This window comes from Devosia salina (assembly GCF_019504385.1).
Taxonomy (GTDB): domain Bacteria; phylum Pseudomonadota; class Alphaproteobacteria; order Rhizobiales; family Devosiaceae; genus Devosia; species Devosia salina.
The window spans coordinates 1538992-1560000 of sequence record NZ_CP080590.1; the positions used below are offsets into that span (position 1 = coordinate 1538992).

A 21009-nucleotide genomic window follows, 5' to 3' on the forward strand; every position below is an offset into this window, starting at 1 on the left:
TTCACACCCCAACGAGACATCAGGAATGGCTTTCCGGCAAAGCTGGGGGCTGGTTTTGAAGCAAATCATCGGCTTGCCTTTCGCGCAGGCAACGCTCGAGAGCTTCAAACCAGTATTGTTGTTCCTGCCCATCGGGTCTGCCAGCTTGTTCCCACAGGAAGTACGCGGTTTCACGTACCCGTTGCTCGAAAAGGGGATCGACCCAGGGGTCCGTTCTGTCTTTCTGCATCAGCGCTCTCCAAATGCAGAGCGACAATGCGGGGCAGCGCGTTTCGCTCCATTGCCCGCGTGAGCTCGCAGTCAATTTGCAGTCGTGCAATTGGCGACACCGTACCCTATCGGTCGGGTGTGGCCCCTGACTCGTCACCTCCGAAACTCCTGGGAGGGGTAGGGTACTTCCAAAAACTCTTTAAACAGGCGCGTGCGCCAACCCGGACATCCCGCCCCTTTCGGCCCTCGCTGGCTGCAGTCAACAGCTGCGGTTTGAGGTATCAAGAAAGCAGTCTGCCTTCGAACAATAGACGAGCTAAGCTGCTAGCAATTCGCGTGCGGCGTCGGCGATATCACTAACCTTGTAGGGTTTGCCGAAACAGCGGCTCCCATTTGGCATGTCGCTTAACAGCACGCCTCGGAGACCGGACGTGACGATGATCTTTATCGGCGGCCAGCGGTTGCGAACTGCTTCAGCCAGCATCAGGCCGTCCATGTCACCGGGCATGTCGACATCGGTAAACATCACCTGAATGTCATTGTTGGCATCAAGCTGTGCGACGGCCTCGCGCGCGTTTGCCGCCTCGATCACCCTGAAGCCCAAATTCTGCAATTGATCCGCTATGTCCATCCGAATGAGAGGCTCGTCTTCCATTACGAGGATGGTGATAGCTAGGGGCACTGCAAATCCGATACTGGCTGAGGTCCGCTTCGAGACCGATACTGCACAACTGTCACGAAGGAAATTCGATCCCATCTCGCTGTCACGAAACGTAATGTGACCTCGTTCCGTTGATAACTTCTGATAAGCCGCAGAGAATGGATGACGAGGGCTTCAATGACCTTTTTTGGCAGAAACAACATCCAGTTTAATGGATCGGGCGACCGTACGATGGTGTTCGCCCATGGCTTTGGCTGCGACCAAAACATGTGGCGATACGTGGAGCCGTCCTTCCGCGATCGATACCGGACCGTGCTTTTTGATCATGTCGGCGCTGGGCGGTCGGACCTGAACGCCTATGAGAGGGACAAATACGCCCCCCTCCAGGGTTATGCCTCTGACCTCGTCGAGATCGGTCGCGCGCTCGATCTAGACGACGCCGTCTTCGTGGGCCACTCCGTCAGCGCCATGATCGGTGCCCTTGCGTCAATCGAGGCGCCCGGAATGTTCGGCAAGCTGGTAATGGTGGGTCCTTCTCCACGGTACATTGACAACGGCGACTACTACGGCGGCTTCAGTGCATCCCAGATTGAAGAGCTTCTGGCCTCGCTGTCCGACAATCATCTCGGGTGGTCGGCAGCGATGGCTCGGGCGATCATGGGCAATCCGGATCGTCCCGAGCTCGGCGAAGAGCTAATCAACTCGTTCTGCCGTACGGATCCCGAGATCGCCAAGCAGTTCGCCCGCGCGACCTTCACTTCTGACAACCGTGCCGACCTGAAGAAGGTCAGGGCCAAAACCCTGATCCTGCAAACCCGCGACGACATCATCGCGTCCGAGCGGGTCGGGGAATACGTCAACCGGGAAATCGAAGGCAGTCGCATCGCCTATCTCGATGCGTCTGGTCATTGCCCCAATTTGAGCTCGCCCGGCGCAGTAACAGCGGCCATGAATGAGTTCCTCTGATCAAACCGACAGCGATTTCCAGGATCTGTATGATCAGGCGCCATGCGGGTACTTGTCGCTCGGACCGGATGGCCGGATCGTTCGGGTCAACACAACCCTGTGCAGCTGGTTGGGCCAGACGCAGAATGAGCTGACCGGCAAGCGCCTGCGGGATCTGCTCAACGTCGCCGGCAGCATCTTTTACGAAACGCACTTTGCCCCACTGCTGCGCATGTAGGGCTTTTTTGAGGAGGTGGCGCTCCATCTGGTGAAAGCGGACGGCACCATTATGCCGGTGCTCGCCAATGCTGCCGAGCGCCGGTTTGACAATGTCGTGTTCACGCGCGTCACACTGTTCCGAGCCCCGCAAAGGCGACGGCATGAACGCGAACTTGCGGAGTCTCGTCGACAGCTTCAGGCTCAAGTCTCGGACGCAGCGAAGTTGCAGGCGTTGTCAGAAAGGAACGCCGAATTGCGCGAGCAGTTTATCGCTGTTCTCGGCCACGACCTTCGAAACCCGCTTGCAGGTCTGTCGGGCGGCATCAAGATGCTGGGGCAATCGCACACCGACCCCAAATCAGCGCGCATCTTGCGCCTCATGAACGAGAGCATCGCCCGCATGAGCGGGTTAACCGAGAACCTCATGGACTTTGCCCGTGGTCGGCTCGGTGGCGGTATAACCATACAAAAATCAACAGGAGAGCGGATCGAGCCTCTGCTGGCCCAGGTTGTGAACGAGATGAAGGCTGGTCATCCTGATCGCGACATCCAAATGGCGTTCGATTTGTCTCAGCCCGTGGACGTCGACCACGCGCGTCTGGCGCAGATGTTCTCCAACCTTCTCGGCAATGCAATCACTCATGGTTCCGAGGAGCAGCCTGTCGTCATAGAAGCCAAGATGGACGGCGGGGAGTTCGCGTTGTCGATTGCCAATGGTGGCGAGCCGATCCCGCAGCCGGCGTTGGACCGACTGTTCCAACCTTTCTACCGTGGAGAGGTGCGCCCGAGCGCCCAGGGCCTCGGTCTAGGGCTCTATATCGCCAACCAGATTGCTCAGGCCCATGGCGGTCGCATTGAAGTAGCGTCTGACAAGAATGAGACGAAGTTCGTTCTTCGGATGCCGATGGCCAAAGATTTTGGCAACTCCTAAGGGCGTAGTTATCTTGCTGCTGTTCGGCAATGCCGGCCCACAGTGCCATCTCCGAAATGGGTCGAGAGCCGAAGTCGGCAGGAAAGCACAAGAAGGTCGCTCACCCGGCCGACGGCACTACTCCGCCCTCCAGCAAGCCCACTTCGTTCCCCTCCAGGTCGTGAAATTGACAATAGCGAAGGAATTCAAAGCCTTCGACTTGAACAGCGTCGTCAAGCTCTACTCCAATGCTGCGTAGCCGTTCGATGTGCCGATCAAGATCAGCAATGCGGAGGTTAGTAACCGTCGATCCGGTCGCCTTGGGATTGTCGAGCACCTGAAACAACACGGACCCGGCCACATCCCACTCGCGGCAGCTGGGCATAGGCTCCCTGTACCATTTTCGTTCGAGTACCTTGCTCCACACTCCGATAGGCCCGAAAAGTCTCTGGCGTTGACGCTGACGAAAACCTTGTCGATTTGCATTTAGGCGCCTCCGGTTCTGTCTTCCGATCGAAGAAAATGGCACGCGCTTCCTCGCGGTTCCTTGCCCTTCGGCCCAAAGTAACCCTAAGGGGCCACGGATCTCGACCCCCTTTCGTGATCGACATTAGGACGACTGCAGGGATGTCTGCTTGACACCGGCGTTCGTTGGGTCTCATCTGTCCGCACAGCAAGACCATATGCTGACAAGGATCCAATCGATCCGAAAACTCCTGCGCCAAATCTTCGATAGCATGGAATTGAGCTCGGGAGCAAATTTACCATGGCAAAGTCTGACCTCACTGGCAGTGTGATTCCGGCCCATCATCCCGATCCTCGTGACTGGCTTGCGGCCATCATCGATGGGTCAGACGATGCAATTATCAGCAAGGATCTCTCGGGGCAGATTCAGAGTTGGAACCCAGGAGCCATGCGCATTTTCGGCTACGCAGCGGACGAGGTGATCGGAAAGCCGATTACCATTCTGATCCCTGAAGACCGGCATGATGAAGAACCACGCATTCTTGCCAAAATAAGAAACGGCGAACGCGTTGATCACTTCGAAACGGTCCGAAGACGCAAGGACGGGTCAGCGGTCGATATCTCCCTGACCATCTCGCCCATCCGTGACGCATGGGGGGTTATCGTTGGTGCATCCAAGATTGCCCGCGATATCTCCGAACGCCGCTTGGCCGAGCAAAGACAGCGCCTGCTCATTGGAGAGATGCAGCACCGGGTCAAGAACCTCTTCGCGGTGGCATCGTCCATCGTCTCACTCACCGCGCGACAAGAGGCAACAGCTGAGGCGCTGGCGACTACCATTCACGCCCGATTGTCGGCTCTCGCCCGCGCCCACGAACTGACGACGAGCGGCTGGTCGACCGACATGGACGAGGGTGTCGGTGGCGACCTTTTGGCGATGATAGGGACCGTCCTGGCGCCCTATAGCGGTGGCAATCGCATCCGAGTAGAGGGCGACCACATCATCATTAGCGGTCACGCCATCACAAATGTCGCGCTTCTGATTTACGAACTTGCCACCAACGCCGCCAAATATGGTGCATTGTCCACTGCAAATGGAAAGCTTGCAGTCCGCGTCCACGAAGCCGACGAATGCGTGCGGATCGATTGGGTAGAAAAAGGTAGCAAAACCTTGCCAAGCGAAAGTGCGTCGGGCTTCGGAAGCCAGTTGGCACGCAATCTGGCGTTGGCTCTGAATGCAACGATCAACCGCGAGTGGCAGCAAACGGGACTTTCGGTAGCGATCAGTCTTCCGCTGAACCTCAAGGTCTGACAGTGCCCCGAATAAGGCGTTGGCATGGTGGATTATGGGGCAGAAGGCTTCCATAACGCGCCGGACACGTGCGTCCCCATTCCTTCCGTTCCAACAGCGCGTCAACCGCCTTGCAGCGGTCTGTCCGCTTAGGATCGTTCAATTCGGCAGTACCACCTCCCGACCGATAAAATTCTCAGCGAGATTTAAGCATATCTTGGTGCCTCTGGACGCAAGATTGCTGACCAGCTCTGAATTGTGTCATGTGTTCCTCGAGTCCTCATACCTTAGATTTCGACGCCTTTGTGCATGGCGTTACGCGCGCCAGGCTTGGTGTTTGGGATTGGGATCTTGTCACCGGCGACTGCGTTTATTCTGATAGCTGGTACGCGATGCTGGGCTATGCGTCGGGGGAGCTACAACCGAGCAGTGAACTCTGGCTGGAATTGACGCACCCAGATGATCGCCAAAGAGCGATTGAGAGCGGCGAGCGCCACCTACGGGGCGAGACTACTGAAATCGAAACCGAGTTGCGTCTCAAGCGGAAGGACGGAACGTGGCTTTGGGCCCTTGATCGCGGCGGGATAATCGAGCGTGACGAACTAGGGCGACCAACGCGAATGATTGGCGTCCAAACCGACATAACCAAGCAAAAGGCCGCAGAACTCGATCTAGAGCGGGCAAACGAACGCTTTCGGCTCGCGCTCGATGCGAGTGATGTCGGCGTATGGGAAGTCGATTTTGCCACCGAGACCAGTTACTGGGACAGCCGCACCCGAGAGATTTTCGGCCTTGGTGGTGATGGTGAAAGCCAGCCCTTGAATTCATGGCACGCCTACCTGCATCCGGACGACAAAGCATCGACGGAACATGCCCACGAAAACGTCGGTCTGGAGACTCAAGTCATCCGGTACCGTATTGTTCTGCCAAGCGCGCAGATCCGGCATGTGGAGACCTTCGCCAAATTAGTGCCGGTGCCAAATGGAGCCAACCGAGTGATCGGAACAATTCGAGACGTCACGGTTGAGACCGATCAGCGAGCGGCACTACAATGGGCTGCAGATCATGACGGCCTCACTGGGCTTTTGAACAGGACAGCCTTCAAGCAGCGCCTTCGGGTCAGTCTCGCAGCCGCAGGCGCAAATCCTGTTTGCGTGCTGATTATCGATCTGGATCATTTCAAGGCCATAAACGATCAAGGCGGCCATGCCGCTGGCGATCGGGCTTTATGTCAGACCGCGAACGTATTAAGGTGGGCTGTAGAAGGCGAGGATGTGGCGCGCCTGGGCGGCGATGAGTTTGCGGCTATTGTGCAAGGCTCGGTCCAAGAAGCCGAGACACTTGCCAACGGCATCCGAAGATCAATTGAAGGGTTTGGAACTGACACAAAACTGAGCGCAAGTATAGGCGTAGCAGGCTCGTCACCTACCAATCGGTCTGCCAGCGCCCTCATCAAAAGTGCAGACCTTGCTTGTTACCAGGCGAAGCGTTCCGGCCGCAACCGGGTCGCAACAGCTGAAGGCGCAGTGCTCCGAGCCGAAGGACAAAGCTGACGGGTCTCGCGCCTCATCTAACGGGAAAAATGCGCCCCATTCCCGCCGTTCACGTAGTCTTGCAGATTCCCCGCAAGCGGTCGGTCTGCGTTATTTGGAGTTGGTCTGCATCGTGGATCAGGCGGCAGGCTGCACCTGCACCACTGACCGCTCAGGCGGATCGAACAACGCAACCAAAAATTCACCTACGCTCATAGTGTGATCGACTTAGGATGCATTGCGAGAATGAATTAGGCTTGGGTTAAAGGTGTAGGGCGCGAACTCGCTGCACAGATGCAGGCAGGAGCCTGTGGGAGGCAAGAAATGCGAGTTATCAAAACTATCCTCGTCGGCGCGTTGCTGTCGTCAATCAGTATGTCAGTTCTCGCTCAGGATTGGGTCGCGGACCGCTTGAGGGGCAGTGTCCTTCAGTTAGAGGGCGGTGCTTGGGTGGCGCTAGATCGGGGGGACGTTATTCCCAATGGGGGGAAGGTTCGAACGCTAGGGGACGGTCGAGCGGAGTTGGTGCGCGGTCAGGAACGCATCGCCCTAGGTTCCAACACGGAGGTTGCCGTTCGTGACGCTGCTGGTCAGAAGATGACCAGCGTCATTCAAACCATGGGCAGTGTCACTATTCAGGCCGAGCGACGAAACGTACAGCACTTTTCAGTGCAGACGCCGGTGTTGGCGGCGGTGGTCAAAGGCACACAATTCACAGTGACCTATCGCAATGGGCAGGCCCGCGTTGATGTGCGCGAGGGCGTTGTCCAAGTTCAGGACAATAATCACAGCATGGTTGCCGACGTGACGCGCGGACAGACCGCCGCCGCGAGCCAAGCCACGCCTCTTGACGTCAGCGGGCCCGGCGCAGAGCGGGTAGTCTATCTCATCGAAGGTGAAGTCGTGCCCGCTGCAGCAAAGGATGCTGTTTTAAGCGGAGAACTCGAGCCTAAAGACGCGCTGGAGGCCGTCCAGTCGCGAGCCGTGGGCAACGCCAATCCAAATGCCAACGGTAAAAACCCGAACAATGACGATCGTACAAACAACGGGAACGGGAACGGCAACGGAGCCGGCAACGGGAACGGCAACGGAGCCGGCAACGGGAACGGAAACGGGAACGGAGCCGGCAACGGAAGCGGGAACGGGAACGGGAACGGAAACGGAAACGGGAACGGGAACGGAGCCGGCAACGGAAGCGGGAACGGCAACAGCAACGGGAACGAGAAAGGTAATGGTAAGAATGACGACTAGATATTCAGTGATAGCCACTATAATTCGGTCATCCTACGCGCCTCTGCGAGCTGCCAAGACGGGCGCGGATCTAAGCCCTTGATGGATTGAAGTACACCGTTCAAGCTATGCACTGAATGTCCTGATGGGATTCGCTGTTGTCCGAGCTGCGCGCCATCGTCAATATTCTGGCCATCGCCATGGTCATTCTCCTAGGCGCGGTGTCCGCTCACTCGGACGAATACGCGCACCCTCATGGCGCCGGCCGAACGCTAGTTGCGCAGAACTCTGTTGGCCCAGGCGCCTCGGAATCGCACCACGATAGTACAAGCCCTTCGGTGCACTGTGGCGTGCCTATTCTTGTGCCCTCGGCTGTCTGCGACTCCATGCAGCTCGAGGTCGTCTACGTGTCCTATTTCTCGCTCGAACTCGAGCGATCATTTGGCTTGGTGACTGAGATCCCACGCCCTCCGCGAGGCTGAACCGCTCACCCCAGCGTTCAGCATCCGGAAAGAGACATGACATTTAAATTACCCAATCTCGGGGCGATTGCCTTTGGGACACTTCTGACCACCGCCGTTGCACTCGGTCATAATGGCGCAACTGGCATTGTTGCCGACCGCATGATGGGCATGATGATGCTCGGCCAACAGATGCAGATATTGGCGCCGTTGGCGGAAAGTCCAATGCAGACGGACCGTGCCGCTGTAGAACAGGCCGCAGCCATGATCCTCAGGCATGCGGGCGCGTCCATGACGGACCTATTCCCCGAAGGTAGCCTGGACACTCCCAGCGTGGCCCGACCGGAAATCTGGGAGCGATGGCAGGATTTCAGCCGGTTAGCCGGGGAACTCGAAAGTCTCGGCGCCGAATTGCGTGACGTTGCGAGAGATCCCGTCACCACGGGATCGGTCTCGCCCAGTGCGGAAAACCCTGCGCCTCGCCCCACAACTGAGTGGGAGGGGATGGATTTTGCCTGGCTGATGGGTCTGTCATCCAGGCCAGCTGCAACGGCCAATCATGAGGATGCGCAGGTACAAGCGGAAGCGGAAGAAGTCATTGGGCGGTCCGTTGGCGACATTTATGCCGATATTGCTCAGACCTGCGCGTCTTGCCATGCGTCGTTTAGGCGGTAGGGCCATGAACAGACTGCTTGTTGTTTTGGCATGTGCCGTAGCCCTGGCCTTTACGGCCGTGATCACTCTGCAACTCTGGCCGCTCGAAGCGAGCGTGCCTGCTGCAAATCTTGCCGGCAACCCCAAACGCGGTGCATATCTCGCCCGTCTTTCCGGTTGTATTACCTGCCACACTGCGCCCGAGGCCGCCGCCTTGTCCGGTGGAAGCCCACTAACCTCGCGATTTGGCACTTTCTATCCGCCCAACATTACCCCTGACCCGGAGACCGGAATCGGAGCATGGACCTTTGCGCAGTTTGTTGCCGCAGTGCGGCAAGGCGTTTCACCGGCCGGCGAACCCTATTACCCAGCGTTTCCGTATGAGTTCTATGCCAGCCTGACTGATCAGGATCTTGCGGACCTGTGGTCCGCGATCCAGGCAACGCCTCCAGTTAGCCGGTCCGATCAACAACATGATGTCGGCTTTCCGTACAATATCAGAAACGGCCTTAAGATCTGGCGGTCGTTCTTCGAAAAGCCCCACGTCTATGCGGCACAGCCCGACCGCACCGCGGCCTGGAATCGTGGCCGCTATCTGGTTTTCGGTCCCGCGCACTGTGCTGCCTGTCACACGCCGCGCAATGTTATTGGCGGATTGCCTTCAGACATGACGCTTGCCGGCGACCCGAACATGCTGGACGGCGGGCAGTCACCCGCCTTGACCAGTTCCGATCTCCGCGAGAAGGGGTACACCGTCGAAACGTTGGTCCGTGCTTTGAGAACGGGAATCGGTCCTGACGGCGATGCGTTTGGCGGCTCGATGGCAGAAGTGGTGCATGGCAGCACGGCCTACCTACTTGATCGCCACCTGCAGGACATGGCGACATACTTATTGGATACGGATGAACCCTGATCTGCTCCCGAAGTCCATGATGAATCTGGGTTGACCTTGCCACGGTAGGAAGGTGCAAGATTTCTGGCTCCCGGAGGTGCCACCATGCCAAACGCCCACGACCACCACCACGCTCATGCGCATGGTCACGCGTCGCATCAGCATGAAGACAAGTCGCCGCCAACCATGACCAAGGATCCCGTTTGCGGCATGGATGTCGACCCGTCGACAGCCGTGTTTCAGGCCACTTTCGACGGACGAACCTTCTATTTCTGCTCGCAGAACTGTCACGACAAGTTCAAGGCAAATCCGGAGCAATATGTAGCTGTGGCGCCGGCAAAGGCAGCACCGGCACCCGAAGGCACTGTCTGGACCTGTCCCATGCATCCGCAGATCCAGCGGTCAGAGCCCGGCTCATGCCCCATATGTGGGATGGCGCTGGAACCGGAAATGCCCACGGCCGACGATGCTCCTAGTCCTGAGTTACGCGACATGACGTTGCGTTTCTGGGTCGGTACGGCGCTCGCCGCACCGGTCTTCGTCCTGGAGATGACCGCGCATCTTGTCGATCTGCATGGGGTCCTTTCTGGTCAGGCGCTCAACTGGATACAGCTTGTTCTGGCCACGCCCGTCGTTCTCTGGGCCGGATGGCCCTTCTTCCAGCGCGGTGCTGCGTCCGTGGTCAATCGCAGCCTGAACATGTTCACGCTGATCGCCATGGGTATTGGGGTAGCCTGGCTCTATTCGATGCTGGCGACATTGATACCGGACATTTTCCCGGCATCCATGCGTGGCATGGATGGCGCCGTACCCGTTTACTTCGAGGCAGCCGCGGTCATCACCGCGCTGGCTTTGCTTGGGCAGGTTCTCGAACTTCGGGCCCGCGAACAGACATCGGGTGCGATGAAAGCCCTGCTTGGTCTTGCCCCCAAGACGGCGAGGCGCATCCGGCCGGATGGGTCCGACGAGGAAGTCGAGGTGGACGCAGTGATGGTTGGCGACCATCTGCGCGTTCGGCCCGGCGAGAAGGTGCCGGTCGACGGCACTGTTCTGGAGGGGCGCAGTGCCGTGGACGAGTCCATGGTCACCGGAGAATCCATGCCGGTCACTAAGGCCGAGGGCGCGCGGCTGATCGGCGGAACGATAAACCGCTCGGGGGGCCTCGTCATGCAGGCCACCGAGATCGGGCGCGACACCATGTTGTCGCGCATCGTTCAACTGGTCGCTGCGGCGCAGCGATCACGGGCGCCAATCCAGCGGCTTGCCGATCAGGTGTCGGGCTGGTTCGTGCCTTTGGTGATTGTCATCGCTGTCCTGGCTTTCGTAGCCTGGATGGTTTGGGGCCCCGAGCCCCGCCTGGCGCACGCTTTGGTCGCCGCGGTCTCTGTTCTGATAATCGCCTGTCCATGCGCCCTGGGTCTGGCCACGCCCATGTCCATCATGGTGGGTGTCGGCAAGGGCGCCCAGCTGGGCCTCCTGATCAAGAATGCCGAGGCGCTTGAGCGGCTGGAAAAGATCGACACGATCGTGGTCGACAAGACCGGAACGTTAACGGAGGGCCGTCCAAGCCTCACCCGGATAATGTCGGCGGATAGTGTCGAAGAGACCCAGCTCCTGACGCTTGCAGCCAGTCTCGAACGCGCCAGCGAACATCCTCTGGGCGTGGCCATCGTTGCCGCAGCGGAGGATCGCAAACTCAAATTGTCTGCGCCGAGCGATGTTGACTCTCCTGTCGGCAAGGGCCTGACCGGCATAGTCGAAGGCCACCGGGTTCTGATCGGCAGCGCAAAGTACCTCGAGACCGAAGGCGTGGAGCTCGGCATTTGGCGATCCCGCGCTGACGACGTACGCGCCGAGGGGGCGACAGTTGTTCTGGTCGCGGTCGACGGCAATGTCGCTGGCGCCCTTGGGATAGCGGATCCGATCCGTGCCACGACCGCACAAGCGCTTGCCGACTTGCGGAGCCAGGGCATGAGTGTGGTCATGATGACGGGCGACAATGCCGTTACCGCCAAGGCAGTCGGCGCAAAGCTCGGGATCGACAATGTCGAAGCCGATGTCCTTCCCGAGCGCAAAAGTGCAGTGGTCGAGCATCTGAGAAGTCAGGGCAAGGTCGTCGCTATGGCTGGCGATGGTGTCAACGACGCACCGGCCCTTGCGGCGGCTGATGTCGGCATCGCCATGGGCACCGGCACCGATGTGGCCATGGAAAGTGCTGGCGTGACCTTGCTCAATGGCGATCTAGTCGGCATTGCCAGGGCAAAGCGCCTGTCGCACGCTACAATGCAGAACATCCGCCAGAACCTGTTCCTGGCCTTCGTCTATAACGCGGCCGGGGTCCCCGTCGCCGCGGGCGTGCTCTACCCGGTCTTTGGCCTGACCTTGTCTCCGGCCATTGCGGCGGCGGCCATGGCCCTGTCCTCGGTCAGTGTGATCGGCAACTCGCTTCGTCTGCGTTCCGCCCGGATCAAGTAGCGGCGGCGCAATGTAACCTGTCGCTAAGGTGGTCGTGGTAGCCCACTCGGGGAGGGCCACCATGCTCAATGCGCTCAAGACCAATCTCAGCGAGCTTCTCCACCTCAGCAAGGATGCGCTCCATATTCATCTGGGGCTGGCGATCTATCTGGTCGTCTTGCTGACTTTGGCGCGGGGCCGCCGGCTCTGGCTCCCTTGGGTAGCCGTGCTCGCGTTTGAACTGGTCAACGAGGCCGTCGACATTTTCCATCATGGTCCGTCCACAGCCGAACTTGGTGGCTCGGCGAAAGACATCGTCAACACCATGCTCTGGCCGACAGTGCTTCTGGTCGGCACCAACATGTTGCTCCGCCGCGCCCATCGGGTCGATGGCGCGAGCGGAGCAGTTGCCTCGGAGGATCGGCGTCAGCCGTAAACCACCTCGGTCATCATGCCTGTGGCCATGTGATAGAGGTTGTGGCAGTGGAACAACCAACGTCCTGGATTATCAGCATCGAAGCTGATGCCGACCGTGGCCATGGGCGGCACGAGAACGGTGTCGCGCACCGCGCCGTTCAAGGCCCGCCCGTTGAGCGACGTGACCTGGAAATGATGACCATGCAGGTGCATGGGGTGGGCCATCATCGAATGGTTCATGATCTCCAGCGTCACCCTTTCACCCTCGGCCACCGTCAACGGGCGACGATTGGGCCAGGGGGCATTGTCCAGGTTCCAGGCATAGGGGGCCATTGACCCCATGATCATGGTCTGGATCGTCCGGTCGGCTGCCCTCGACACCAGAGGATGGCGCGAGACCAGCTTTTCTTCCAGTGACAGATCGACTGGCGCCTCGTCCTGTTCGGCCATTCGCGAAATCTTCGGAATCTCGGCGCCATTGACGGCAATGATGACGCCGGTGCGGTCCGCGAGGCCCTCCACCTGCGCCAAGACCGGAACCACCGATTTGCCCTTCATGTCAATCAGGAGGTCAAGTCGCTGGGCTGGCGTCATGGGGAAGCGGTTGCCGGTGATGGGTTCGACGTCATTTCCGTCCACGGCCAAGACGGTCGCTTCGGCTTCGCCCAGGTTGATCCAGAAGGCACTTGAGGTTGCTCCATTGATGAGGCGCAGCCTGACCCTGCCATCAGGTTCGGTCCGGATGACCTGCGGGTCAGCCAACGTACGATCATTGGCCAGGAAAGCATCATAGGCGACGTCGTTGAGGTCCATGGACATCATTCCATGGTCCATGCCGCCCATCATCATGCCGCCATCCATGGTCATGGCGCCGCCCGAGGGCATTTCCCCACCGGTCATATTGTGCATGTCGTGGCCCCCGGCCTGTCCGCCTGTCAATTCGGCCAGAATTTCATCGGGGCTACGGAACGAAAAATCGTGCAGGAGGACAGTTTCATCCTGCAGGTCCGCCGCCTCATCCTCGGCCGAATAAACGACGAGCGGCGCGGCGAGCAGTGACTGTTCCTGCAGCCCGTGATGGGAATGCATCCAGTGCGTCCCGCTTCGCGCCGGAAAGTCGAACGATCGTGTTTCCCCCGCAGCCAGCGGGGAGACATAGCCGGTGTCGGATACACCGTCTTGAGCGGGATCGGGAACCTGGCCGTGCCAGTGGATGATGGTTTCAGTGCCGACCTGGTTTTCGAGGTCGACCAGAAAGCGTTCGCCGGCAGGCAGAAACAGACCTTGTCGTCCGTCCTGATCACGAATGCCGAAGACGTTGGCCGGTTTGCCCAGAACGTCAATGACGCGCCGCTCGGCAACCAGAGTGCGGGGAGTTGATTGCTGGGCCAGCGCCAAGCGCGGGAGGGCCACGCTACCGGCAAGGGCGAGGGATGCGCCCACAAAGGCGCGGCGAGAGAGCAGAGTGCTCATGGAAAACTCCAATATCTGAAAGAGGGATCGGCCCGGAGGCCGTCAACGGAGCTTCAGATATGGATAGGCGGCCGGAACAGAGGCGGCTGCCAGGACGGAGACCTTTGAGTCAATCTCGGAATCGCGGAAATTCGAGACGTGGCCAGACCTAATTCAGCGGTAAGAGACAGTGGCAAGCCCACACAGGAGGGGCAGATCTGCAGAGCACAGTCCTCGACCGACAGTTCACTCACATGGCCTGTTCTTTTTGGACCATGACCATGATGGTCGCAGGGTTGCGCTATGGTCGTTTCAGCGTGATGCGTTGCGGCATGTCCCGTCGAAGTAAAGACCATCGAGGCGTTGAGTGTCAGCGCCATCAACAAGGTCAGCAGTGCCTGAACTATCCGCGTCATTTGTGCTCGATGAATAACGTCGCTTTCATCTGGTCCCGCTATCTGGCGGGGTCAAGGGTTACACACGTTGGTGACCGGCGAACCGCATGAAGACAAAATCACCCGACACATCGAATGCCATCACGTCGTACTCATCGGGGGCGCTCCCTGCCGGACCTTCCATCCCTGGTGAGCCAATGGGCATGCCAGGAACGGCCAGACCTCGGATCTGCGGACGCTGATCAAGCAAGGCAACGACGGCTTCGGCAGGCACATGACCTTCAAGCACATATCCGTCAATTGTCGCCGTGTGGCATGAACGAAGCTCAGTCGGAACTCCGAGATTGTCCTTGACAGTCTCCATCTCCTCGATTTCTTCCACGTCGATCGCAAATCCGGCTTGCTCAAGGTGGCGGGCCCACCCTGTGCAGCAGCCACACCAGGGATCTTTCTTGATCGAGATCACCGGGCCTGCGCCTCGCGCCAGCGCCGGCCCCATCAAGGTCGCGCCCGCGAGGCTCAGGGCGCCAATGGTGAAAATACGTCGGCTGATCGGCATGATGGGACCTTTGCATTCTAGGAAACCGGTCAATTGATGACGTGTCATTCTGTCCGCGTGATGGCAAACCGGACAAAGCGACCATAAGACCGCTTTGCCCGGCTGCCATTGATCTGGCGCAATCAGGCGGCGAGCGTGCCGGAATATCCCGCCAGCTTGATGGCATCGGCGATGTCCTGCGCGGGGCGGGCCGTTTCCACCTGCACCTTTCGGGTCGCGACGTCGATCTTGATTTCGCAAGTCGGGTCGGTGCTTTTGACGGCCTTCTCAATGGTCGAGGCGCAATGGCCGCAGGTCATGTCCGAGACAGTGAAGTTATACATATCGTGTCCTTTCTGGTTGAGACACGATGGAAGATGGTTCTTCCCACGGTGGGAGGGTCAAGGCCCGATCTGAAAATCTTTCAATCCATGACTTTTATCGCAAAAAGCGCTTGACCTTACCAACGTTGGAAGCCCCAGATGGAGTGGCAGTCGAAATGAAAGGACTGCAAAATGTCTACGGACACCATTACTTCCGGATCCAGTTTCGAGTTCCCCATTGAAGGCATGACCTGCGCCTCCTGCGTGCTGCGGGTGGAAAAGGCGATTGCTGCTGTTCCTGGTACGATCAAAGCCATTGTCAACCTGGCGACCGAGCGGGCAAGTGTCGAAACAGATGGATCGGTGCAACCGAGCGCCATCATCGCCGCCATTAACTCGGCCGGTTACGAAACCAGCGTCGAAAGCTTTGAACTCGAAATCGAGGGCATGACCTGCGCTTCATGCGTCGGACGCATCGAACGGGCTCTGTCCGCCGTACCTGGCGTCATCAGTGCCAGTGTCAATCTCGCCACTGAAAAGGCCACCGTCAGTGCAACGGGTGGTCTGGTCACGCGCGCCGTGCTTGAAGCGACGGTCAAGGAGGCTGGCTATGACGTCCGTCAGGTCGCGTCCGAAGCCGGTGCCGAGCCGGTTCCCGCCGCCGACCGCAAGGCGGCCGAGGCCCGCAAGCTCAGCTGGGCCTTCGGCCTCTCGGCAGTGTTGACTGCCCCGCTTTTCGTCATGGAAATGGGCTCGCACTTCATTCCGGCGGTGCACATGTTCATCATGAACACCATCGGCATGCAGACCAATCACTATCTGCAGTTCATCCTGGCCACCGTTGTCCTGTTTGGGCCCGGCCTGCGCTTCTACCAGAAGGGTATTCCGGCCCTGCTGCGCGGTGCGCCGGACATGAACTCGCTCGTCGTCCTGGGCACGTCGGCGGCCTGGGGCTTCTCGGTTGTCTCCACTTTCTTCGGCGGCCTGCTGCCTGCCGGCACCGCCAATGTCTATTATGAAGCGGCATCGGTCATCGTGACGCTGATCCTTCTCGGGCGTCTCCTTGAAGCGCGCGCCAAGGGCCGCACCAGCCAGGCCATCCAGCGCCTCGTCGGCTTGCAGGCCAAGACCGCACGCGTTGTGCGCGACGGGGCCGTGATCGAACTGCCGCTCGAGGCCGTCCGTGCCGGCGACCGCATCCGGATCCGCCCCGGCGACAAGGTTCCGGTCGATGGTATCGTGCGGTCCGGTGAGTCTTATGTTGACGAAGCCATGATCACCGGCGAGCCCATTCCGGTCCGCAAGGGCGAGGGTGACGAAGTAGTGGGCGGCACGATCAACAAGACCGGCTCCTTCGAATTCGAAGCCACCAAGGTTGGCGCAGACACGCTTCTGGCGCAGATCATCCGCATGGTCGAGGCCGCCCAGGGCTCAAAGCTGCCCATCCAGGCGCTGGTCGATCGCGTCACCGGGGTCTTTGTCCCGGTCGTCATTGCCATCGCCCTGGCCACCTTTGCCGTCTGGTTTGTCTTTGGCCCGTCGCCGCAGCTCACCTTCGCCTTGGTCAATGCCGTTGCCGTGCTCATCATCGCCTGCCCGTGTGCCATGGGCCTGGCGACACCGACTTCCATCATGGTCGGAACCGGCCGCGCCGCCGAACTGGGTATCCTCTTCCGTAAGGGCGAAGCCCTGCAGACCCTGCGTGATGTTGAGGTTGTTGCCCTCGACAAGACCGGCACTCTCACCAAGGGCCGCCCGGAACTGACCGACCTGATCGTGACCGAGGGCTTTGATCGCACCGACGTTCTTCGTCAGGTGGCAAGCCTTGAAACCCTTTCGGAGCACCCGATTGCCGAAGCTATTGTTGCCGCGGCTGAAAAGGGCGGACTGGTTCTGACGGCGCCCCGGGGCTTTGAGGCTACGCCGGGCTATGGGATTTCCGGCATTGTTGAAGGCCGCAAGGTTCTTGTCGGCGCCGATCGCGCCCTGGCCAAGGCGGGCATTGCGGTCGATCACTTCGCCGGCAATGCCCGCCAGTTGGGTGATGAAGGCAAGAGCCCGCTCTATGCCGCCATCGACGGCACGCTTGCCGCCATCATCGCCGTCGCCGACCCGATCAAGCCGACCAGCCGCAGCGCCATTGCGGCTCTCCATGAGCAGGGTCTGAAAGTGGCAATGATCACTGGCGACAATGCCCGCACCGCCCATGCCATCGCCCGCCAGCTGGGGATCGACGAAGTTGTTGCCGAGGTCTTGCCCGATGGCAAGGTCGACACCATCAAGCGTCTGCGTGCCGATGGTCGCAAGGTGGCCTTTGTCGGCGACGGTATCAATGACGCGCCGGCCCTGGCTGAGGCAGATGTTGGCCTGGCCGTTGGCACCGGCACCGACATTGCCATAGAGAGTGCGGACGTGGTCCTGATGTCGGGTGATCTGCGCGGTGTTTCCACGGCCCTCGCGATCAGCCGGGCCACGATCCGGAACATCAAGCAGAACCTGTTCTGGGCCTTCGCATACAATGCTACACTGGTGCCGGTTGCTGCCGGGATCGCCTATCCCTTCACGGGGACGCCGCTCTCGCCGGCCCTTGCCGCTGGCGCCATGGCCCTGTCGAGCGTCTTCGTGCTCGCCAATGCCCTCCGTCTGCGGTCCTTTGGAGCGCAGGTTGGCTCCGAAGCAGGTACCGCTGTTGCGCCACTTGAGCTGGAGTATGCAAAATGAACATCGGACACGCAGCTAAGGCTACAGGCATCTCGACTAAGATGATCCGCTACTATGAGACCATCGGTCTGATCACTCCTGCACACCGATCAGATGCCGGGTATCGCGTCTATACCGATCACGACATCCATGCGCTTCGCTTCATCAATCGCGCCCGGGACCTCGGTTTCTCGGTCGAACAGATGCGAGACCTCCTGGCGCTGTGGCGGGACCGCAGCCGCGCCAGCGCCGATGTGAAGTCGATCGCGCTCGAGCATGTCGCCAAGCTGAAAGAAAAAGCGCTGGCTCTCGAGGCAATGAGTCGAACACTTGAGCATCTGGCGGAAAATTGTCACGGCGATGACAGGCCGGATTGCCCTATCATCGAAGAGTTTGCTGTTTCTCCGGCACCAAAAGTACTGATCCGTAGAAAGCCTCGATTTGGTGTTGCGGGTGAGATTGACCCGCATACCCACTAATCATTTAAGGCGGTGAATTTTCATCGCCTTTTTTGTTTGAAACATTTCTCCTAACCCCTCTTGACTCGACCAGCGTTGGAAGCCGGACACCGGGGTTAATCGCAATCAGCGAGAAACCTTTTTCTGGGGAACTCCAATGCAGAAGTTCACACCGGATCCGAAGAGATGGGCCGCTCTGGCATTGCTGTGTGCCGCCCAATTCATCGTCATCCTCGACACCTCCATCATCGGCGTGGCGCTGCCCGCTATCCAGGCCGACCTCGGCTTTTCCGCCAGCGGTCTGAGCTGGATCTTCAACGCCTATGTCATCGCCTTTGGCGGCCTGTTGCTGCTCGGCGGACGGTTGAGCGACCTGTTCGGCGCCCGCCGTATCTTCACCACCGGCTTTGTCATCCTGACCGCCGCTTCCCTCCTTGCCGGCCTCGCCACAAGCCAGGAAATCCTGCTAGCAGGCCGCGCCCTGCAAGGAATCGGTGCGGCCCTGATTGCACCATCGGCCCTTACCATCGTCATGCGCCTCTTCGGGCACAATGGTGCCGAACTGGGCAAGGCCTTCGGTTTCTGGGGTGCTGCCGCTGCAGCCGGTGGCTCCGCCGGTGTCTTCCTCGGCGGCGTGATCACCGAGTGGATGGCCTGGCCTTGGACCTTCCTCATCAATGTGCCGCTTGGCCTGATCGTGCTGGCCTCCATCCCGGCCGTTCTGCGCAAGTCCGAACAGGCACGCGGCAAGGTTGACTGGTTCGGCGCGATTACTGTCACCGGTGCGTTGGTGTCGCTGGTCTATGCCATTGTCACCATCGAGACGGCCGGCCTTGGCTCGCCGCTGATCCTGTCGCTGCTCGGCATTTCGCTGGCGCTCTTCGTGATCTTCCTGGTCGCCCAGCGCGTTCGCCGCGAACCGCTGCTGCCCCTCGGTATCTTCAAGGCGCCGAACCTGGCCGCCGGCAATCTGGTCATGGCCCTTCTGGGTGCGGCCTGGATCCCGCTGTGGTTCTTCCTCAATCTATATTTGCAGCAGATCCTCGGTCTCTCCGCCCTCGCCAGTGGCCTTGCGCTCCTGCCGATGACGGTTCTGATCATGATCGTGATGGTGGGCTTCTCCGGCAAGCTGATCGGCCGCTTCGGACCGAAGACCAATCTTATCCTCGGCCTGATGCTGATGGGGGCGTCCCTCATCCTCTTCGCTAACCTGCCGCTGGATGGATCATACGTGATCAACGTTCTGCCGGCTTCCCTGCTGGCGGCACTGGGCATGGCCCTGGCCTATATCCCGGCCACCATGTCGGGCATGGCAGGCGCCAAGCCTGAGGAAACCGGTCTGGCCTCGGGCCTCATCAACACCACCTACCAGATTGGCTCGGCCATTGGTCTTGCCGTCATGGTGGTGATCTCCACCGCCGGCTTCGGCCATGGCAGCGCTGGCCCGGCAGAAATGCTTCAGGGCTTCCAGGCGGCGTTCCAGGGCGCAGGTGTCGTTGCAGCCGTTGCTGCTCTGGCAACACTCCTCCTCATTCGCGGCGGCGCCGCCCAGCGGGAGGTGCCGGTGGGCTAAACCCCAGGCGTGGCGGGCTTGGGCTCGCCACGTCCCGGCAGATCATCATGTTCGAAGATTTCACTCATTATGTGGAGCCGCCGAAACCAACCCGTCGATGGTTCCGCTGGCGTGCCTGGTTCAGCCTAAAACCAAGGCACCCGGCTCCCAACCCTCATCTCCTCAAAGACATCGGGCTCGACGGGCTCGGAACTCTCTCGGAAAGATCAAGCAAATGACACGCGTACTCGTTCTCTACTACTCGGCCTGGGGCCATATAGAATCCATGGCTCATGCCGTCGCTGAAGGCGCCAGCCAGGCGGGAGCATCCGTCTCCATTCGCCGCGTGCCGGAGATTGTGCCTTTGTCGGCGGCCGAAAGGGACGGCCACCTGATAGACCAGTCGGCACCGCTCGCTTGCATCGATGAGCTTGCAGACTTCGACGCCATTATTATCGGCACGCCCACCCGTTTCGGCTCCATGGCTGCCCCAATGCGGGCATTCCTAGAACGGGCTGGCGGACTTTGGTCTCGCAATGCGCTCGTTGGAAAAGTCAGCGCAATTTTCACCACCTCGGGCACCCAGCACGGTGGTCAGGAGACCACAATTCTGACGGCGATGCCGACGCTGTTCCATCTTGGAATGATCATTGTTGGCCTCCCCTACACCTTTGAGGGTCAAGCCGGGCTGGAGGAAGTCAAGGGGGCAGCCCTTACGGCGCCGGAGCGATCGTCGGCAGCGATGGCGAACGGATGCCAACCGCCGCCGAACTGGCCGGAGCTCGCTTCCAGGGCCATCACGTAGCTACCCTGGCCTCGCGGCTCGCTCACAAATTAGCGGCTTGATCCCGTTGGCGGAGATGATGTCTCCGCCAATCCTGCTTGCACGACGATAGGGCATTGACCTGCCCAGCGTTGGAAGGCCGATGACAGACAACACCATCCCAAGAGGTGCAAAATGCAGACGTCATCTTCCACAACCATCGAAATTTACACGACCCCGACTTGCCCGGACTGCCGGCAGCTCAAGGCGTGGTTCGATCAGCTTGGCATCCCCTTCGAGGAACACGACCTTGCCCGCCCTGGCGTGGCCGAGCAGGCCAAGGCACGAACCGGTGTGCGGGTCGCACCCATCACAGTGGTCGGGACCAAGGTCTATTACGGTACCCATGACACACAGCGCGCTCGGTTGCGTCAGGATTGGCCCGGCCTGTTCGGGAACGGACGATGACAACTCTCCGTCTTCCCCA

General features: G+C 59.7%; 20 protein-coding genes and 1 pseudogene. 15 read left to right on the forward strand and 6 right to left on the reverse strand.

Translation table 11 applies throughout. From position 1 onward, the window contains the following. Positions 1-19: 19 nt before the first annotated feature. Together K1X15_RS07375 and K1X15_RS07380 are read right to left on the reverse strand one after the other, a co-directional pair. The gene (locus K1X15_RS07375; protein ID WP_220306829.1) at positions 20-229 is read right to left on the reverse strand and encodes a DUF2934 domain-containing protein; all 210 of its coding nucleotides are present in this window, start codon (positions 227-229) and stop codon (positions 20-22) included. 297 nt (positions 230-526) lie between these two features. Then, the gene (locus K1X15_RS07380; protein WP_240549685.1) at positions 527-892 is read right to left on the reverse strand and encodes a response regulator; all 366 of its coding nucleotides are present in this window, start codon (positions 890-892) and stop codon (positions 527-529) included. A 156-nt stretch (positions 893-1048) separates the two neighbouring features. On the opposite strand from K1X15_RS07380, the gene K1X15_RS07385 reads away from it, so the two are divergent. From K1X15_RS07385 to K1X15_RS07390, 3 genes are read left to right on the forward strand one after another with little or no spacing between them, the layout of a single operon-like run. Beyond that, positions 1049-1837 (forward strand): alpha/beta fold hydrolase, encoded by a 789-nt coding sequence (locus tag K1X15_RS07385; RefSeq protein ID WP_220306831.1) that lies wholly within the window; start codon positions 1049-1051, stop codon positions 1835-1837. Beyond that, positions 1824-2054 (forward strand): PAS domain-containing protein, encoded by a 231-nt coding sequence (locus K1X15_RS21500; RefSeq protein ID WP_338033493.1) that lies wholly within the window; start codon positions 1824-1826, stop codon positions 2052-2054. Before K1X15_RS07385 ends, K1X15_RS21500 begins: the two co-directional genes overlap by 14 nt. Positions 2055-2084: 30 nt before the next feature. Beyond that, on the forward strand, positions 2085-2966 hold the full coding sequence (locus K1X15_RS07390; protein WP_338033494.1) for a sensor histidine kinase: 882 nt from the start codon (positions 2085-2087) through the stop codon (positions 2964-2966). 100 nt (positions 2967-3066) lie between these two features. Here the strand turns inward: K1X15_RS07390 and K1X15_RS07395 are convergent, their stop codons facing one another. Continuing rightward, on the reverse strand, positions 3067-3291 hold the full coding sequence (locus tag K1X15_RS07395) for a VOC family protein (RefSeq protein WP_220306832.1): 225 nt from the start codon (positions 3289-3291) through the stop codon (positions 3067-3069). Between the two features lie 420 nt (positions 3292-3711). Here K1X15_RS07395 and K1X15_RS07400 point away from each other — a divergent pair, with 420 nt between their 5' ends. The 7 genes from K1X15_RS07400 (at position 3712) to K1X15_RS07430 (ending at position 12360) form a co-directional block, all read left to right on the forward strand. Continuing rightward, positions 3712-4722: a PAS domain S-box protein gene (locus tag K1X15_RS07400; protein WP_220306833.1), complete on the forward strand. Its 1011-nt coding sequence runs from the start codon at positions 3712-3714 to the stop codon at positions 4720-4722. 242 nt (positions 4723-4964) lie between these two features. After that, the gene (locus tag K1X15_RS07405) at positions 4965-6254 is read left to right on the forward strand and encodes a diguanylate cyclase (RefSeq protein ID WP_220306834.1); all 1290 of its coding nucleotides are present in this window, start codon (positions 4965-4967) and stop codon (positions 6252-6254) included. 303 nt (positions 6255-6557) lie between these two features. Next, positions 6558-7484, forward strand: a complete 927-nt coding sequence (locus tag K1X15_RS07410) for a FecR domain-containing protein (RefSeq protein ID WP_220306835.1) — start codon at positions 6558-6560, stop codon at positions 7482-7484. Positions 7485-7981: 497 nt separating this feature from the next. After that, entirely contained in the window at positions 7982-8599 is a 618-nt protein-coding gene (locus K1X15_RS07415) for a cytochrome c (RefSeq protein WP_220306836.1), read from the forward strand. Positions 8600-8603: 4 nt separating this feature from the next. Further along, positions 8604-9491, forward strand: a complete 888-nt coding sequence (locus K1X15_RS07420) for a c-type cytochrome (RefSeq protein ID WP_220306837.1) — start codon at positions 8604-8606, stop codon at positions 9489-9491. Positions 9492-9575: 84 nt separating this feature from the next. Continuing rightward, positions 9576-11945 carry a heavy metal translocating P-type ATPase gene (locus tag K1X15_RS07425; RefSeq protein ID WP_220306838.1) on the forward strand — a complete coding sequence of 790 codons (2370 nt, stop codon included), beginning with the start codon at positions 9576-9578 and terminating at the stop codon, positions 11943-11945. Between the two features lie 61 nt (positions 11946-12006). Continuing rightward, the gene (locus K1X15_RS07430; protein WP_220306839.1) at positions 12007-12360 is read left to right on the forward strand and encodes a hypothetical protein; all 354 of its coding nucleotides are present in this window, start codon (positions 12007-12009) and stop codon (positions 12358-12360) included. On the opposite strand, the gene K1X15_RS07435 is transcribed toward K1X15_RS07430, so the two are convergent. The 3 genes from K1X15_RS07435 to K1X15_RS07445 form a co-directional block, all read right to left on the reverse strand. Beyond that, the gene (locus K1X15_RS07435) at positions 12351-13814 is read right to left on the reverse strand and encodes a multicopper oxidase family protein (RefSeq protein WP_220306840.1); all 1464 of its coding nucleotides are present in this window, start codon (positions 13812-13814) and stop codon (positions 12351-12353) included. The genes K1X15_RS07430 and K1X15_RS07435 overlap by 10 nt on opposite strands. A gap of 453 nt (positions 13815-14267) precedes the next feature. Next, positions 14268-14747, reverse strand: a complete 480-nt coding sequence (locus K1X15_RS07440; RefSeq protein ID WP_220306841.1) for a DUF411 domain-containing protein — start codon at positions 14745-14747, stop codon at positions 14268-14270. A gap of 122 nt (positions 14748-14869) precedes the next feature. Then, positions 14870-15070, reverse strand: coding sequence for a heavy-metal-associated domain-containing protein (locus K1X15_RS07445; protein ID WP_220306842.1), 201 nt, complete (start codon positions 15068-15070; stop codon positions 14870-14872). Between the two features lie 171 nt (positions 15071-15241). On the opposite strand from K1X15_RS07445, the gene K1X15_RS07450 reads away from it, so the two are divergent. The 5 genes and pseudogenes from K1X15_RS07450 (at position 15242) to K1X15_RS07470 (ending at position 20990) form a co-directional block, all read left to right on the forward strand. Next, positions 15242-17770 carry a heavy metal translocating P-type ATPase gene (locus K1X15_RS07450; protein WP_220306843.1) on the forward strand — a complete coding sequence of 843 codons (2529 nt, stop codon included), beginning with the start codon at positions 15242-15244 and terminating at the stop codon, positions 17768-17770. Further along, entirely contained in the window at positions 17767-18228 is a 462-nt protein-coding gene (gene cueR, locus K1X15_RS07455; protein ID WP_220306844.1) for a Cu(I)-responsive transcriptional regulator, read from the forward strand. The genes K1X15_RS07450 and cueR overlap by 4 nt, the downstream gene beginning before the upstream one ends. Before the next feature lie 136 nt (positions 18229-18364). Further along, on the forward strand, positions 18365-19780 hold the full coding sequence (locus K1X15_RS07460) for an MFS transporter (RefSeq protein ID WP_220306845.1): 1416 nt from the start codon (positions 18365-18367) through the stop codon (positions 19778-19780). Positions 19781-19994: 214 nt separating this feature from the next. Next, a pseudogene (wrbA, locus tag K1X15_RS07465) lies at positions 19995-20605 on the forward strand (NAD(P)H:quinone oxidoreductase). Positions 20606-20717: 112 nt separating this feature from the next. After that, positions 20718-20990 (forward strand): glutaredoxin family protein, encoded by a 273-nt coding sequence (locus K1X15_RS07470; protein ID WP_220306846.1) that lies wholly within the window; start codon positions 20718-20720, stop codon positions 20988-20990. The last annotated feature ends 19 nt before the right edge of the window (positions 20991-21009 follow it).